This is a genomic window from Endozoicomonas sp. Z74 (genome assembly GCF_057680865.1).
In genome coordinates this window covers 20,551-36,980 of record NZ_JBLYZI010000056.1, presented here as the reverse complement: position 1 = coordinate 36,980, position 16,430 = coordinate 20,551, and the positions used below count along the sequence as shown (strand labels likewise).

Annotated in this window: 13 protein-coding genes; 12 read left to right on the top strand and 1 reads right to left on the bottom strand. The window is 44.8% G+C overall.

From position 1 onward, the window contains the following. Positions 1-162: 162 nt before the first annotated feature. The 12 genes from ACNRUY_RS16110 (at position 163) to purF (ending at position 15,550) form a co-directional block, all read left to right on the top strand. Positions 163-1,323: a hypothetical protein gene (locus ACNRUY_RS16110; protein WP_488112674.1), complete on the top strand. Its 1,161-nt coding sequence runs from the start codon at positions 163-165 to the stop codon at positions 1,321-1,323. A 41-nt stretch (positions 1,324-1,364) separates the two neighbouring features. Next, positions 1,365-3,305: an asparagine synthase (glutamine-hydrolyzing) gene (asnB, locus tag ACNRUY_RS16105; RefSeq protein ID WP_488112673.1), complete on the top strand. Its 1,941-nt coding sequence runs from the start codon at positions 1,365-1,367 to the stop codon at positions 3,303-3,305. Next, positions 3,298-4,455 carry a glycosyltransferase family 4 protein gene (locus ACNRUY_RS16100; RefSeq protein WP_488112672.1) on the top strand — a complete coding sequence of 386 codons (1,158 nt, stop codon included), beginning with the start codon at positions 3,298-3,300 and terminating at the stop codon, positions 4,453-4,455. Before asnB ends, ACNRUY_RS16100 begins: the two co-directional genes overlap by 8 nt. A gap of 29 nt (positions 4,456-4,484) precedes the next feature. Then, a complete protein-coding gene (locus tag ACNRUY_RS16095) occupies positions 4,485-5,117 on the top strand; it encodes a sugar transferase (protein WP_488112671.1) in 633 nt (210 codons plus the stop codon). A 2-nt stretch (positions 5,118-5,119) separates the two neighbouring features. Next, positions 5,120-5,782, top strand: a complete 663-nt coding sequence (locus tag ACNRUY_RS16090; protein ID WP_488112670.1) for an acetyltransferase — start codon at positions 5,120-5,122, stop codon at positions 5,780-5,782. Positions 5,783-5,880: 98 nt separating this feature from the next. Then, entirely contained in the window at positions 5,881-7,053 is a 1,173-nt protein-coding gene (locus ACNRUY_RS16085) for a DegT/DnrJ/EryC1/StrS family aminotransferase (RefSeq protein ID WP_488112669.1), read from the top strand. Positions 7,054-7,113: 60 nt separating this feature from the next. Next, positions 7,114-9,177: a polysaccharide biosynthesis protein gene (locus ACNRUY_RS16080; RefSeq protein WP_488112668.1), complete on the top strand. Its 2,064-nt coding sequence runs from the start codon at positions 7,114-7,116 to the stop codon at positions 9,175-9,177. Between the two features lie 25 nt (positions 9,178-9,202). Then, positions 9,203-10,447: an O-antigen ligase family protein gene (locus tag ACNRUY_RS16075; RefSeq protein ID WP_488112667.1), complete on the top strand. Its 1,245-nt coding sequence runs from the start codon at positions 9,203-9,205 to the stop codon at positions 10,445-10,447. Positions 10,448-10,512: 65 nt separating this feature from the next. Further along, positions 10,513-11,439, top strand: a complete 927-nt coding sequence (locus ACNRUY_RS16070) for a glycosyltransferase family 2 protein (RefSeq protein WP_488112666.1) — start codon at positions 10,513-10,515, stop codon at positions 11,437-11,439. A gap of 21 nt (positions 11,440-11,460) precedes the next feature. Next, positions 11,461-12,915: a mannose-1-phosphate guanylyltransferase/mannose-6-phosphate isomerase gene (locus ACNRUY_RS16065; protein ID WP_488112675.1), complete on the top strand. Its 1,455-nt coding sequence runs from the start codon at positions 11,461-11,463 to the stop codon at positions 12,913-12,915. Positions 12,916-13,032: 117 nt separating this feature from the next. After that, the gene (locus ACNRUY_RS16060; RefSeq protein ID WP_488112665.1) at positions 13,033-13,530 is read left to right on the top strand and encodes a CvpA family protein; all 498 of its coding nucleotides are present in this window, start codon (positions 13,033-13,035) and stop codon (positions 13,528-13,530) included. 517 nt (positions 13,531-14,047) lie between these two features. Beyond that, positions 14,048-15,550: an amidophosphoribosyltransferase gene (purF, locus tag ACNRUY_RS16055; RefSeq protein WP_488112664.1), complete on the top strand. Its 1,503-nt coding sequence runs from the start codon at positions 14,048-14,050 to the stop codon at positions 15,548-15,550. A gap of 38 nt (positions 15,551-15,588) precedes the next feature. On the opposite strand, the gene xni is transcribed toward purF, so the two are convergent. Next, positions 15,589-16,407, bottom strand: a complete 819-nt coding sequence (xni, locus tag ACNRUY_RS16050; RefSeq protein ID WP_488112663.1) for a flap endonuclease Xni — start codon at positions 16,405-16,407, stop codon at positions 15,589-15,591. Positions 16,408-16,430 lie beyond the last annotated feature (23 nt).

Genomic DNA, 16,430 nt, shown 5'->3' with positions numbered 1-16,430 from the left:
TGATTAGTATGAATCATAAGGGTTACCTTTTTACGATTTAGATTTCAGTGATTTCACCCTCTATCTAAATCGGTAACCCTTCCCTTTTTTGAAGAGGGAATTGTCAGATCAGATCTGAACTAATGCATATAATAGTTGATTTTTTCTGGAGCTATCATTGTAATGATGGAATACTACTATTTGTTAATTGTGGTTTTATCTAGCTTATTATTGGCTTATAAGATAGCTCCAAAATTTTTTGTTGATCCGTTCAAGGCATTGATTTTATACGTTTGGCATTCTCTCTTTTCTATTGTGTACTATCTGTATGTACAAAAGAATGGCGGCGATGCACTAGGTTATTATGCTGGTGGGCTTTCTGATAATTTTTCTATAAATTGTGTTGATAATTTATATGCTGGAACCTGCTTTATAGAGTTGTTAACTTATGTGCTAACTGAGCTAGGTTTTTCTTTACTGGGCTGTTTCATTGTTTTTCAGTTTTTTGGTTTTCTGGGTTTGGTTGCTTTAGATGGTTCCTTAAAACAAGCTACGGAATATGCATCGTACAGAGTAAAGTTGTGTGCAGCACTTTTTGTTTTTCTTCCATCGATGAGCTTTTGGTCATCAGCTCTTGGTAAGGATGGCTTGTCATTTATGGCTGTGTGCTTTTCTGTATGGGCATCAATATATCTAAAGAAAAGGTGGCCGCTAATGGCATTATCTATAGTAGTTATGTTTTTTGTGCGGCCTCATATAGCAAGTATTATGCTCTATGCTCTGCTTCCATTCACTTTTTTTGATAAAGAAAATGAGCTATCGTCAAGAATAATGATTTCTGGCTTGTTGCTGGTTACTGCTATTTTGATGTCTTTGTTCTCTTTAAATTTTCTTGGTTTTGACTTTGAAACTTTTTCATTCGGAACAGCATATAATTATGTTGAAGCGCGGCAGACATCGAATTTGGGGGGGGGAGCATCTCTGGATATTACTGGTATGAGCCTTGCCGGGCTGATATTTACTTACCTGTTTCGCCCACTCCCATATGAATTTCATCATCTACCTTCTTTTTTCGCATCCATCGATAACCTGATACTGTTGACTCTCTTTGTGTATGGTTCTTTGTCTTTTTTCAAGATTAAGAGATCTTCTTTTAGGTTTAATTTTTTTTTGATTCTATATTCTTTAACGACTCTACTTCTTCTTTCTTATACAACGGCTAATCTGGGCATATCGGTTCGTCAAAAGTGGATGGTTTTGCCACCATTAATCTACCTTGTTTTTTATATTTTATCAGTAAGTGAAAAGCAAGGGTTTAAGTTTAAGATATTTAATCTTAAATAAATGTCTGTTGTATTCTATTGCATTCTGGGATCGATTAATTAATGTGCGGTTTTTCTGGATTTATTACTAAAGGTAATATAAAAAAATACTCAAAAAAAATACTCGCCTCAATGTGTGATACTCTTGTTCATCGAGGGCCTGATGATTTTGGTTTTTGGTTTGATGAATTCGAGGGTATTGGCCTATCCCATAGGAGGTTATCTATTGTTGATCTGTCCCCAGCAGGTCACCAACCTATGGAGTCTGTTAGTAGCCGCTATATCATTGCCTTTAATGGTGAGATATATAATCATCTTGAACTCCGAAACCAAATTTCAAAGACTCAGTCAGCACCAGGTTGGAGGGGGCACTCCGATACTGAGACCTTGCTGGCTTGTATTGAATGCTTCGGTATCAAAGGAGCGCTGGATCGAATTACTGGAATGTTTGCCTTTGCAGTATGGGATCGGGAGTTAAAGCAATTAACACTGGCTCGAGATCGACTCGGGGAAAAGCCAGTTTACTATGGTTGGCAAGGTAGTACTTTTTTATTTGGCTCTGAACTTAAGGCTCTTAAAGCTCACCCGGATTTTATAGGTAACATCAATAGAGATGCCATTTCTTTATTAATGCGCCATTGTTATATACCAGCACCTTATTCCATTTATGAAGGTGTGTTTAAACTGATGCCAGGTACTTTGCTGACTCTTTCTTTAGAAAAAGCTGAATCAGTTCCCGAGTGCTACTGGTCTGCAGTTTCTATGGCTGAAAAAGGTGTTGATGAACCTTTTAAAGGGTCACCGAACGAAGCTGTTGATCATCTGGAGCAGCTGGTCTCAAAATCAATTTCCAGGCAGATGCTGGCTGATGTACCTCTTGGAGCTTTTCTTTCTGGTGGAATTGACTCTTCTACAGTAGTCGCATTGATGCAGTCTCAGAGCAGCCGACCAGTAAAAACGTTCACTATTGGTTTTAATGACAAGGGTTATAATGAAGCAGCGCATGCTAAAGCTGTTGCCGCTCACTTGGGCACAGACCATACGGAACTCTACGTTCCTCCAGAACAGGCTCGAGGTGTAATACCCCAGCTTTCTCATCTTTATGATGAGCCTTTTGCTGACTCTTCACAGATTCCTACTTTCCTTGTTTCGGAGCTGGCAAGAGAGCATGTAACAGTATCCCTTTCCGGTGATGGCGGAGATGAATTATTTTGCGGGTACAATCGTTATCACCTGACTTCCAGTCTTTGGGGGAAGCTTGCACCTGTTCCAAGATTGTTGCGGCAAGGGGTTGCAAAAGGGATTACCTTAATCAGTCCGGAAGTTCTAAATCAGCTGGTAGCCCGGACTCCTCTTCGAAATAAGTTGGCTTTGGCGGGGGATAAGTTGCATAAGGGCGCAGGAGTTATTGCCAGTCGTACCGTTGATGAACTCTATTATGGTTTGGTTTCCACTACAATGAATCCTGAATTGCTGGTACGTGATGCAGTAGAGCCTCCAACGCTATTGACAGGTAATACCCCAAGAGTGCCAGGGCAGAGTGATGTAGAGAGAATGATGTTGCTGGATGCCATGTCTTATTTGCCTGACGATATTCTTGTAAAAGTTGATCGTGCTGCTATGGGCGTTTCGCTTGAGACCCGTGTTCCTTTTCTTGATCATAATATAGTGGAGTTCGCTTTTACCCTTCCATTGGATTATAAATTGTATGGTGGGGAAACAAAATGGCCTTTACGACAAATTTTGTACAAGCATGTACCTCGTGAACTAATTGAACGGCCCAAAATGGGCTTTGGAATTCCTCTTGCAAATTGGCTTAGAGGTCCACTCAAACCATGGGCCGAGCATTTGCTTGACAAGGGCCGCCTGGATAGAGAGGGTTTTTTCTTTTCTGAAGCCGTATCCAGGCTATGGCAAGAGCATCAAGAAGGGGGGAGAAATTGGTCTTATATTCTATGGAATATCCTGATGTTTCAAGCATGGTTGGAAGAGCATCATGGTTAGAAAGGTCTTCGTTTTAGCAAGTTATGGCTATTCGCTCATTACTTTTCGCGGTGAGCTTCTGAAAACTCTTATAGAACAGGGTTATTCAGTACATGTCGGGGCACCGGATATTGATGCTGAACTCAGGGGTAGGCTGGCTGGTTGGGGGTGCGCTATACATGAGATTCCTCTGGAGAGAACTGGCGTTAACCCTTTCAGTGATTTTAGTAGTTTTCTAAAACTGGTGAGCACCCTGAGAGAGGTTCAACCCGATTTTTTTATCGGGTATACCATTAAGCCTGTCATCTATGGGAACTTGGCTGCCTGGTTGACGGGTGTAACCTGCCGATGCGCTTTGATCACAGGGCTTGGCTTTGCGTTTACTTCAAAACCCACTGGTGTAAAGCGTATAATTTCTGGAGTTGCTCGTTCTCTTTATAGAATGGCACTCAGCCGGGCTACTCATGTACTGTTCCAAAATCCTGATGACCTGGCTTTATTTAGGTCGATGAAACTGGTTGATGCTGGAAAGTGTGATATTGTCAATGGTTCCGGTGTTGATCTAGCTTACTATCCGAAGTCAGCACTACCTGAGTCACCAGTATTTTTATACATTGGTCGTCTGCTTACAGACAAAGGTATTGTTGAGTATGTCGAAGCCGCAAAAAAAGTTAAAGAAATGCACTCTGATGTACGCTTTTTGATTGCAGGGTGGATTGACTCTAATCCTGCTGCAATCCGGCAGGAACAACTTGATGGCTGGGTTGCAAGTGGTGTAATAGAGTTTCTGGGTAAGTTGGACGATGTTCGGCCAGCGATTGAACAGTGCTCTGTTTATGTGTTGCCTTCTTATCGTGAGGGTACACCAAGAACGGTTTTAGAGGCAATGTCTATGGGAAGAGCTGTAATTACAACGGATGCTCCTGGGTGTCGCGAAACTGTTGTGGATGGAAGAAATGGCTATCTTGTGCCCGTTCATGCTATTGAAGAGCTTGCTGATGCGATGATTCAATTGATCTCTGAACCAGAGAGGAGGTCAAGCTTTGCCAGAGAAAGTCGTTTGATCGCTGAATCTAAGTACGATGTTCATAAAGTTAATCAGGTAATTTTGGAATATCTTGGAATTACTGGCAAGGAAGGGAGTTCTCAGCTGGACCCCACGTCCCCATAAGGTTAGTAGGATTAAGGTTTTTCTGCACAATGTTAAAACGCTTTATTGATGTTATAGGCTCAATTTTGGCTCTTGTCCTTTTAGCTCCAGTGATCGTTTTTGTTGCCTATAAAGTGTTTCATGTTATGGGTAGTCCAGTACTTTTCAAGCAAACCCGTCCAGGCAAGGGGGGCAAACCCTTTGGGATGGTTAAATTCCGTACTATGAAAGATGCTTTTGATCGGGAGGGGAAGCCCTTACCGGATGATGAGCGAATCACACCATTTGGAAGCTGGTTGCGTCGTAGCAGTCTGGATGAATTACCCGAGTTCTGGAATGTCCTTAAAGGTGATATGAGCCTGGTAGGACCAAGACCGTTATTGATGCAGTATCTGCCTCTATATAGTCGAGAACAGTTTCGCCGCCATGACATGAAACCTGGTATAACAGGCTGGGCCCAGGTAAATGGGAGAAATGCTATTTCATGGGAGGAGAAATTTAAACTTGATGTATGGTATGTCGACAACCACTCCTTGTGGCTTGATATTAAAATCCTGTTTCTGACTGTTAAAAAAGTTGTTTGTAAAGAAGGTATCAGTGCTGATCAACATACAACAATGCCCTTTTTTATGGGATCCGTTGAACAAGCTGGTCAAAAAGAAACAGAAGTAAATAAAGGGTAGGGATGGATAGGACTCTTTTAGTGCTTGGCGCAGGTGGACATGGCAAGGTTGTGGCTGACTGTGCTCTTTCTTCCCGGAACTGGGATTCAGTAGCCTTCCTTGATGATCGTTATCCTGAAATTGATCAGGTCAGTCATTGGCCCATCATTGGTAAGATCTCTGAACTGGAAAATTATGTAAGACAGTATGCCTCTATGGCTTTAGGTGTAGGGGCCAATTATGAAGCTTTGAGGCTTAAGTTGATTGAGAGGGGGGCAAAAGTCGGAGCTTTATTTCCACCAATTATCCATTCTGGAGCCGTTTGTAGCCCCTATTCAAGACTTGATTCTGGAAGTGTTGTTTTTGCAGGGGCTGTTATCAATATTGATGTTGATATCGGAAAGGCTTGTATCATCAACACAAACGCTTCAGTGGATCATGATTGCTGTATTGGTGATGGAACACATATCTCGCCGGGAGCTAGCCTTGCAGGAGGCGTGAGAACGGGCCAAAAGTGCTGGATTGGTATGGGAGCACAGGTTATACAGGGAGTTACTATAGGAGATCTTGCTGTGGTCGGGGCTGGTGCAGTGGTACTTGGAAATGTTGAATCGAGGAATACCGTGATTGGTATTCCTGCAAAGCCGGTGAGCAAAAAAGTGGGCAATAGCGATTTTAATATTTGAGTCAAGCACCATTGATTTCCTTTTATAATCAAACTAGTTAGTAAATATTCAATCATTCATACTTGTTCTGGCTTATTTAGTTTTCACGGATTTATTAGATGTTGAATACCCCTTTTTCCCCTTGGCCCTATTTTACCAAAGAAGAAGCTGATGTTGTACACCGTGTTTTACTGTCCAATAAAGTCAATTATTGGACAGGGAATGAGGGGCGTCAGTTTGAGAAGGAGTTTGCCGATTGGTGTGGAACAAAGCATGCTGTTGCGGTAGCAAATGGTACATTGGCGCTGGATCTGGCACTTAAAGGGCTGAATATAGGGCCAGGCGATGAGGTTGTGGTGACTCCTCGTACATTTCTGGCCTCAGTCAGCAGTATTGTCAATTCAGGTGCCCGGCCCGTTTTTGCTGATGTCGACAAGGATTCTCAGAATATTACTGCTGAAACCATTAGCGCCGTTCTAACGCCTGATACCAGGGCGATCATTTGCGTTCATCTGGCCGGATGGCCCTGTGAAATGGATGAAATTATGGCAATGGCTCGTGAGCATAACTTAACGGTTATCGAAGACTGCGCCCAGGCACATGGTGCCAGTTACAAAGGCAAGAGCGTGGGGACTATCGGTCATATTGGTGCATGGTCATTTTGCCAGGATAAGATTATGAGCACCGGAGGCGAAGGTGGTATGGTGACTACCAATGACACCTCTCTTTGGTCAAGCATGTGGTCATATAAGGATCATGGTAAGTCCTGGGATGCAGTGTATAACTCTGAGCATCCGGCAGGGTTCCGTTGGCTTCATAACTCTTTTGGCACTAATTGGCGCATTACTGAGATGCAGTCAGCCATTGGGCGGCTTCAGCTAAGGAGAATGACGGACTGGAAAAGGCGGCGCCAGGCAAATGCTCAAGCCATTAATGACGCATGTCGATGCATTTCGGCACTTCGAGTGCCAGAGGTACCTGCACACATAGAGCATGCCTGCTATAAACATTATGTCTTTGTGAAGCTAGAGAAGCTTAGAAGAGGCTGGAGCCGTGATCGGATTGTTGATGCTATCATCGGTTGTGGAGTGCCTTGCTATCAAGGCTCATGCTCTGAGGTTTATCTGGAAAAAGCATTTGAGAATACGGGTTTTCGGCCAGAGCAACGACTTCCAGTTGCGAAAGCCCTTGGAGAGACCAGCTTGATGTTTCTTGTTCACCCAACGTTGACTGATCAAGAGATTGAAAGAACCACTGATGTTATCAGGCAGGTTATGAAAACGGCGAGTTAACAATTAAAGTGCATCCTGTTTAAATTACTCCCCTTATTAATTTTATAAGCAATAAGACTCATGCCCACAACTCTTAGAGCAAGGTTGCTTGCACTACCAAAAATCTATAAACGCCTGATTACGCTCTCAATTGATATTTTTCTTATTTGGATATCTGTATTTGCAGCGTACAGCTTTCGCCTGGGCTTTGAAAATCTATTTTCAGATTATCTGGTGTCTTTATTTCAAATGTGCATGCTAGCACCTGTTATTGCGATACCCATTTATATTCGTATGGGATTGTACCGCGCCGTATTGCGATATATGGGGCCTCAGGTATCGTTCACAATTTTTCGAGCATCCCTGTTTTCATTTCTTGGGTTAAGTACATCCCTCGTTCTGTTAAACGTAGTAGGAGTGCCCCGTTCGGTACCTGTCCTATATTGGTTGATTTCAGCCTTGCTACTCAGTATGAGTCGGTATGCAGCAAGGTACTGGCTGATGGGTTATCGTTTTCAGGATATTATTCTATCACCGGTTTCTCCTAAAGGGGGGGTGACACACCATAAACACCAGGGAACACCTGTTGCAATATACGGTGCTGGTGAAGCAGGAGCTCAGTTGGCTGAGGCGCTTGAAAATTCAAGAGAATACAGGCCCGTCGCCTTTATTGATGATAATACGGCTATGCATGGTCGTTCTCTTGCGGGAAAAAAAATATACAGCTATGCGCATATTCCGGTCTTGATGTCTGAAATAAAAATAGAAGAGATATTGCTGGCAATACCCTCGGTAAAACGCCATCGTCGCCGTGAGATTGTCCAGTCTCTGGAGCCTTTCAGTTTGCCCATTAAAACGATGCCAGGTATTCAGGAGTTGGCCAGCGGGCGCTTTACTATTCAGGAGGTTCAGGAAATAGATATCGCTGACGTTCTGGGAAGGGAGGAAGTGAAGCCGATCCCAGAGCTGATTGATAAGCACATAACGGGTAAGGTAGTCATGGTGACGGGGGCTGGGGGCTCTATTGGCTCAGAGATGGCGAGACAGGCCCTTTCTCGTCAGCCTAAGGTCCTGGTTTTACTGGATCACTCTGAATATAATCTGTATACGATCGACCAGGAGCTTCAAAAAACCAGCTCTCTTAAGAACATGAAGCTGGGCATTATATCTGTATTGGGCTCAATCAATGACCCGGCCCGGCTAATGGATGTTATGAGCAGTTACCGTGTGGAAACGGTCTATCATGCAGCAGCCTATAAGCATGTTCCCATGGTTCAGTACAATATTTCCCAGGGGATTCGAAATAATGTGTTAGGAACGCTATACACGGCGCAAGCCGCTATTGTGAGTGGTGTTAAGAATTTTGTTTTGATTTCAACGGATAAAGCGGTTCGACCAACCAATATTATGGGGGCTTCGAAGCGCTTGGCTGAAATGGTATTACAAGCCTTAAGCGATGAAAATCGCCCCTTGTTTTATCGCCCTGAATTATTTGGTTTGAAGCCTGAAATCCCTGTTGTCAATAAAACATGTTTTGCAATGGTCCGTTTTGGCAATGTTCTGGGTTCCAGTGGTTCAGTAATTCCTATTTTTCGGGAGCAAATACGAGGGGGGGGGCCTGTAACTGTCACTCACCCGGATATTACCCGCTATTTCATGACTATTCCTGAAGCTGCTCAGTTGGTGATACAGGCTGGTGCCATGAGTAAAGGGGGCGAAGTATTTGTTTTAGAGATGGGAGAGCCGGTCAAAATTGTCGATCTTGCCCGTAGAATGATTTCCTTATCAGGTCTAACGTACAAAGATGAATCTAATTCCGATGGTGATATTGAAATCTCCTTCAGTGGCTTGCGTCCCGGTGAAAAGCTCTATGAAGAGTTGATAATTGGTGGGGACGTTGCTCAAACATCACACTCAAGAATTTTCAGGGTCAATGAAGAAATGCTGGAGTGGAGCGATCTTCTTACTGCACTTCAATCAATTTTTGATAGTTTGAAGGGGCATTGTTATGGCAAAACCAGCGAAATGCTGTTGCAGTATGTGAATGGATATCAGCCAGGTAGTGAAATTTTTGACTGGCTTTACAAACCTTTATCTGAGTTTGAGGCAGTCCGTCCAGCAGGTCAGGTAAACAAGGCTTCTTAATTGGGATTAAGCTTTTAGGTGACATGTGAATACCCCTCTAACTGTTAAAAATGATCGTATTTTAGAAATACTCTGTTTTGTTCTTCTGGCATTGTCTTCTGTGGTTCCAAGAGCTCTTGAAGTCTCTTGTCTTTTGCTTTTAATTTACTCATTTTTTTCTATAAAGAAATGGAAGATTAACGGAGAATTCAGATATATTTGCCTGTTGCTGGTTATTTTATTCGCATTTTTTGCTGGAATAACTAATGTTGTTTATGATGGTGCGAAATCTCTTGATACCCCTGCGCGCTATCTTATTGCGTTACCTTTTGTAATGTTACTGATAAGATCCCATATTTCACCCTCCAGTGTATTTAAAAGCTTTGTTTCTGGAGCAGTTTTGGCGGGTATGGTTGCGATCATACAATATTTTGTTCTTGGTTATGGGCGGGCAACAGGCGCTATTTTCAGTATTTTTTTTGGTAATCTGGCCGCTTTAATGATGGTCATGTCCTTCTGCTCCTGGCTGTGGTTTAAGGGTGAAAACCAGTTAATGTCCATTGCTTCTATTGTTGGTTTTATTCTAGGTGCAATAGCGCTTGTTTTGTCTGAAACACGGGGTGCCTGGGTTGCTGTTCCACCCGTTATGCTTCTTGTGATTTTTCTCAAATATCGGTTGTTCAGCATCACTAAAATCGTTGCTGCAATACTTATATCATTAGTCATGGTTTTGTCCTGCTATTATTTTATTACTCCAGTAAAGGATAGAGTTGATACTTCTATCTCTGAAGTAAAAGAGTATTTTACCGGTGATCGTGAGCAAACTGTGCCGACATCTTCAGCTGGAGTGAGGTTTGAAATATGGAGAGCTGCCTTTCGTGAGTTTAAACAATCTCCTTTGATAGGCCTTGGTTTTGAACGCCGATCAAACTTCCGAGAAACTTTGATTGAAGAGGGGTATCTGGTAAGTCCAGATGGCACCGGTTCGGCTCATAATGAGGTTCTTGATGCTTTGGCAAAACGAGGGCTGCTGGGCTTAATGGCTCTGCTATTGTTGTATTTTTTCCCAATGTATCACTTCATAAAAGGTTACCTGTCGACAGATAACGAGCGAATACGGATTCTCAATATTTCAGGCATTGCTTTTGTGCTTGTGTTTGTGTTCTCTGGGTTAACAGAGAGGTTTTTATACCACCACGTTGGGGCTATGTTTTATGGATTCTCTATGCCATTGATCTATGCAATGACGGCTAACTATCACTCAGGTGGGAAAGTATTGAATAAGAGTTAGCGTTCCTGTTCCAATAAGCAATCCTTCATGTATTTTGAATTCCTATTTGGTTTCTTTATTTAAGTATGTTTGTTTCACTCATCGTTCCAGCCTATAATGTACAAGAGTTTTTACCCGCCTGTCTGGACAGCATTCTGTTACAGGATTTCTCTTTAATTGATAACGTGATTGTTGTAAATGATGGCTCCACTGATGGCACTTTAGATATAATTAATCAATATTCAGAGGGTCACCCAGGAATTTTTACTATTATCGATCAGGAGAACCAGGGGCTTTCTGCTGCCAGAAATGCGGCAATGAAACTGTGCAAATCACGTTATCTTTGTTTTGTTGACTCCGATGACTACCTTACTCCTACTGCTATAGCTGATCTTTATGGAGCTGCTGAGGAAAATGGTTCTGATATTGTTTCAGCAAAGTGGTTTTTTATTGATGGAAAAACGAAAAAGTCGAGTAGAAACATTAAAGAGGGTATGTTGGTTGGAAAGGATGTTTACTCCACTTATTTAGAGCATAAGGGGGTAGATGCTACAGCCTGGGGTAAACTGTATAAGTCAGAACTTTTTTCTGGTCATGAATTTCCTGTGGGTCTGGCTTATGAAGATTTCTTTTTGATTCCTGAAATATTTTCTTCAAGTAATTCGCTTACCTTGTTAAATAAAGAGGTTTATTATTATAGGGTCCGTGACGGCAGCATCTCTCGGACATTTTCAAATTCCACATTTGATATATTAAAAGGGTTGGATGTGGCTTCTAGGCTGGTGTCATGCGAAAGACAGAATGAGTTATGTCAGTTTCTAAGCTTTCTAACCCTCAGGGACTTACTTAAGAAAAAGAAAACGATAGGTCGTAAAGTTTCCGATTTCAGAGTTGAGTTTGAAGATGTGGATAAAAGAATGAATGCTCTTAAATTGCCCAGGCTTTTGCTTTCCCGCTGGCTTGGTTTAACTGATAAGAAAAAAGTGGCTAAGTTCCTCTTGTTTGGAGTTTAACCCAATGCTAAAAAAGGAAGAATACCGCTGAAACTCATTTCTGTTATATTGTCTGGTGGCACCGGGAACCGTTTGTGGCCCCAGTCTCGATCTCACTATCCCAAGCAGTTTCTGCCTCTGGTGAGTGAGTATTCCATGCTGCAGAACACGCTGCTTAGAATGAAAGGGTTCTCTTCGGTATTCTCTCCCATTGTTATAGGAAGTGTTGAGCACCGTTTTCTTATTGCTGAGCAGCTGCGACAAATAAATGTAGAAGCATCTGCCATTATTCTCGAACCCGCTGGGAGAAATACTGCTCCTGCAGTTGCTCTGGCTGCAATCAAAGCTATTGATCAAGACAAGGATGCTGTTCTTCTTGTATTGCCTGCTGACCACGTTATCAATGACAGGTTGGCCTTTCATAATGCCCTTCGAAAGGCATTACCACCTGTGCAGGATGGTAAGCTGGTGACATTCGGTACGGTCCCCACCTACCCGGAAACTGGTTTTGGATATATTAAATCAGCTTCAATGGATGATATCTCTCCGGTTATTGAATTTGTTGAAAAGCCGGACTTTAACACAGCAAAAAGATATCTTGATTCAGGGAGGTATTTATGGAACTCCGGGATGTTTGTATTTCAGGCATCCCGCTACCTGGAGGAGTTGAAGAGGTTTTCGCCCGATATTCTCTCTGCCTGCCAAAAGGCGTTATCTTCTGAGTACACTGATCTTGACTTTGTTCGTTTGAATGAAGAGGCGTTTATAGCCTGCCCTGATGACTCTATTGATTGCGCAGTTATGGAGAAAACAGAGGATGCCGTAGTTATTCCTTTGGACGCAGGCTGGACGGATGTGGGGTCCTGGTCTTCTCTCGCTGATCTTTCGTTAAAGGACTCAAGGGGGAACTCTACACTGGGTGACGTTGTTTTACATGATTCTTCCAACACCTATGTCCGCAGTGAAAAAAAGCTTATTGCCACCGTGGGAGTGAGAGACCTGGTTGTGGTTGAAAGTGATGATGCTTTCCTGGTTGCCCATAAGGACCGGGTGCAGGATGTTAAAAGCGTCGTTAAGCAACTTACGGCAGATGATCGTCCAGAGGTTCATCGGCACAGAAAGGTTTATCGTCCCTGGGGTTCCTATGACTCTGTGGAAACAGGTCCCTGCTTTAAGGTGAAGCGCATAACGGTTAAACCGGGTGGCAAACTTTCTCTGCAGAAGCATCTTCACCGTGCAGAACACTGGGTCGTTGTAAAAGGTATGGCAAAAGTGCGTAATGGTGACCAGGAAATTTACCTTACGGAAAACCAGTTCACTTACATCCCCATCGGTGCGATTCATCGCCTTGAAAATCCCGGTCATCTGGATCTGGAATTTATTGAAATTCAGAGTGGAAACTACCTTGACGAGGATGACATCGTGCGACTGGAGGATACTTATGGTCGTGATGAGGGACTGGGTAAGTTTCCAGAGGCTGATGAGGGCGAATTCTGATCCGGTTTTTGCCTTGATCAGAGCGTGACTTTCCCGGCCAGCCCCTATAAAGTCCAGCGGTTAATAGTGTATTTCTGTTGTTTAATCTCAGTTTGTTCAGTGGTTTGAGAGAGGTTTATGGTCTTTACATGGATCGACTGGCTGATTGCCGGTGTTATTCTGATTTCAGCGTTAATCAGTCTGAAACGGGGGTTTTTCAAGGAGGTTCTTTCTCTGCTGACGTGGATTGCAGCCATCTTTGTGGCCTGGACCTTTGGCGGGGCTCTTTCGCAGAGGTTGACCGAGTATTTTACCACCCCGTCGATTCGTGTGATGGTTGCCTGTGCAGCACTTTTTGTTGCGACCTTGATGGTAGGAGCTCTGGTCAACCGGATTATTGCTGAGCTGGTTCAGGCCACAGGACTTTCTGGCACTGACAGGGTACTTGGTATGGCTTTTGGAGCGCTGAGGGGCTGCCTGCTGGTAGTGGTTCTGGTGGGATTGATGAGCTTTGTTCCTCTTGAGCAGGATGTAGCCTGGAAGCAATCGGTGCTGTTGCCTCACTTTCTGATGTTGGCAGACTGGTCGAAGCAGACGGTGGTTCAGGTCATGGGGCCACTGATGCAAGGAGCCTGAGACTCATCGCTCTCTTTATCTTCGCAGCCATAGAACGCGTCAATTATTTCCTGGGGCGTTTCGTCAAAATCATCTGCTATCTTTATCTTCCCCTTGAGTGCTCCAAACCCGCTGCACTTAGGGGGCTCTTCATCTAACCCCTCCTCCCTTTTTCTCTTATTCCCGGCTTTTGATCAAGGTCATAGTTTGTCCTCAAATCTAAGGGCATCACAGTTGAAACTTAGCCTATTCGCTGTTGATTTTCATGATCTTTGAAGCCCTGGCTTCCTGGATGAGAACCGTCCAGTCCCACCGACTCTGTTCCTGAAATCATCGGTTAAGAACATAACGACCGTTTCAGTTAACTGGGCAAATAGCGTATCATTCTTCCCATAGCAGTTTTCATGGTTCGCAGGCGCTCTGGCACGGCAAGGAACAGGCAAATTCTTTTTTCTGTCAGGGGCTTAACCGTTAACCAGCTTTGTTCTCGAGCTGGCCGGAAGACTCGTTTTTGCTGATCAAGCCTGAGGAAGTATACATGTGTGGAATTGTCGGTATTTCGGCAACGGTGAATGTCAACCAGCTGTTGTTCGATGCGCTGACCGTGCTGCAACACAGGGGGCAGGACGCTGCAGGGATGGTGACCCTGGCGGATAATCGTTTTTTTCTTCGCAAGGATAACGGCCTGGTAAAAGATGTTTTCCGGACCCGCCATATGAGGCGTTTGCATGGAACGAGCGGGCTTGGACATGTTCGTTACCCAACCGCGGGGACATCCAGCTCCGCCGAGGCACAGCCTTTTTATGTCAATTCACCTTATGGGATCGCTCTGGCCCATAACGGCAATCTGACCAATGCCGATCAGATCAAGCAGTCTCTGTTTGAAAGTGATCTCCGGCACATCAATACCCGCTCCGATTCGGAAATCCTGCTGAACGTGTTTGCCCATGAGCTGGCCAAGCAGGGTAAGCACAAGCCTCAGGCTCAGGATGTTTTTAATGCGCTCACGGATGTGTATGGTCGTTGCGAAGGTGGGTATGCCGTGATCGCCCTGATTAACGGTCATGGCATAGTGGGTTTTCGTGACCCCAATGGTATTCGGCCACTGGTCTATGGCAAAAGGGAGACAGAGCAGGGGGCTGAGTACATGTTTGCCTCTGAGTCTGTGGCTCTGGATGCCCTTGGTTTTGAACTGGTGCGGGATGTCGCTCCGGGTGAAGCGATTTATGTTGATGAAAACCGCCAGGTTCACAGTCATCAATGTGTGCCCGGGAAGCTGACGCCCTGCTTATTTGAGTACGTTTATCTGGCCCGCCCAGACTCCAGCGTGGATGGTATTTTTGTTTATCAGTCGCGGTTGCGGATGGGTCAGACCCTGGCGAATAAAATTCTCCGGGAGTGGCCGGATCACGATATTGATGTAGTCATGCCCATTCCCGATACCAGCCGGAACTCAGCGCTGGAGATGGCCACCCGGCTGGGTCTGCCTTATCGGGAAGGTTTTGTAAAAAACCGTTATATCGGCCGGACCTTCATCATGCCGGGGCAGGCCATCCGCAAGAAGTCGGTGCGGCAGAAGCTCAATGCCATTGATCAGGAGTTTGTCGGCAAAAATGTCCTGCTGGTGGATGACTCTATTGTCCGCGGCACCACCTGTGAACAGATCATTGAAATGGCCCGGGACGCAGGTGCCAGGAAGGTTTACTTCTGCTCTGCGGCACCGGCTATCCGCTATCCCAATGTCTATGGCATTGATATGCCCACCAGTGAAGAGCTGATTGCACACGGGCGAACCGATGATGAGGTCTGTGACCTGATTGGGGCCGACCGGTTGATCTTCCAGGAACTCGGTGATCTGAAAAAGGCGGTGTCATCCCTGAATCCGGCCATTGAGGATTTTGACTGCTCAGTATTTGATGGCCGTTATCTGGCCGGGAATATTGATGCGGAGTATCTGGATCAGCTGGCGGCCAGCCGTAATGCCAAAACCCGGGAAGGGGACAGTGATATTATTGACCTTCATAATGAAGACGAAACCTGACCCTGATTGATTTCCGCCCTGTTCAGCCTCTGCTCCCACTACTGTTGTGAGAGTGGGGCTGCATCAGAAAGTGACTTTTGTGGCTGATATCGCATATCCCGCAGGTTCAGCCCAAGGTCAAACTCTGTTTTCAAGGTCACCAGCCTTTTCGATAATTCTGCCCGTTGTTGCTGCTGGTTGACTTTGGCCAGGGAGCCCTTGATCCCTTCACTATTTTCTTCCAGTCGACTCAAAATCCCCTCAAGACTGCCATAGTCTTCTATCAGCTGCTTTGCCCCCTTCCTGCCAATACCATTCACTCCGGGTACATCCCCAACGCCTGCCAGCGCCCAATAGTCCACCAGTTGTGTTATCTGAATGCCGTAATGGGATTCTACGTCCCGAGGGTTGATGTCCTGTTTCTGAAAATGATCCCTGATTCGGATGTTTGGATGAACCAGTAGCTGCTGATAAGCCTTGTCGGTGGAAAGAATAGTGGTTTCAATACCAGCGTTGGCCGCTTTAAGTGCTGTTGCTGCAATCACGTCATCCGCTTCAACACCATTACGCCGAAAGGTCATGATGCCCATGGTACGTACGGCCTGGTTAAAGTCAGTCAGCCGTTTTCTGAGGCTCTGGGGCATGGGTTTACGATCCGCTTTGTACTCCGGTAGCAACTGGTGTCGCCAGGTGGGTGGGTCGCCATCAAACACCATCAGGGCATGACTGGGCTGGCAGTGGCTCAGGGCTCTTTTCAGGGAGGAGCGGGTTGCCGCAATGGCGCCGTCCACCTGAGCCTGTTCATCAGGGGCGGGAACGGCAGCATGGATCCGGCGGATCAGGTTCAGGGCATCAATCAATAACAATTCAGCAGGCATATTATAAGGGAAGCGGGGTATTA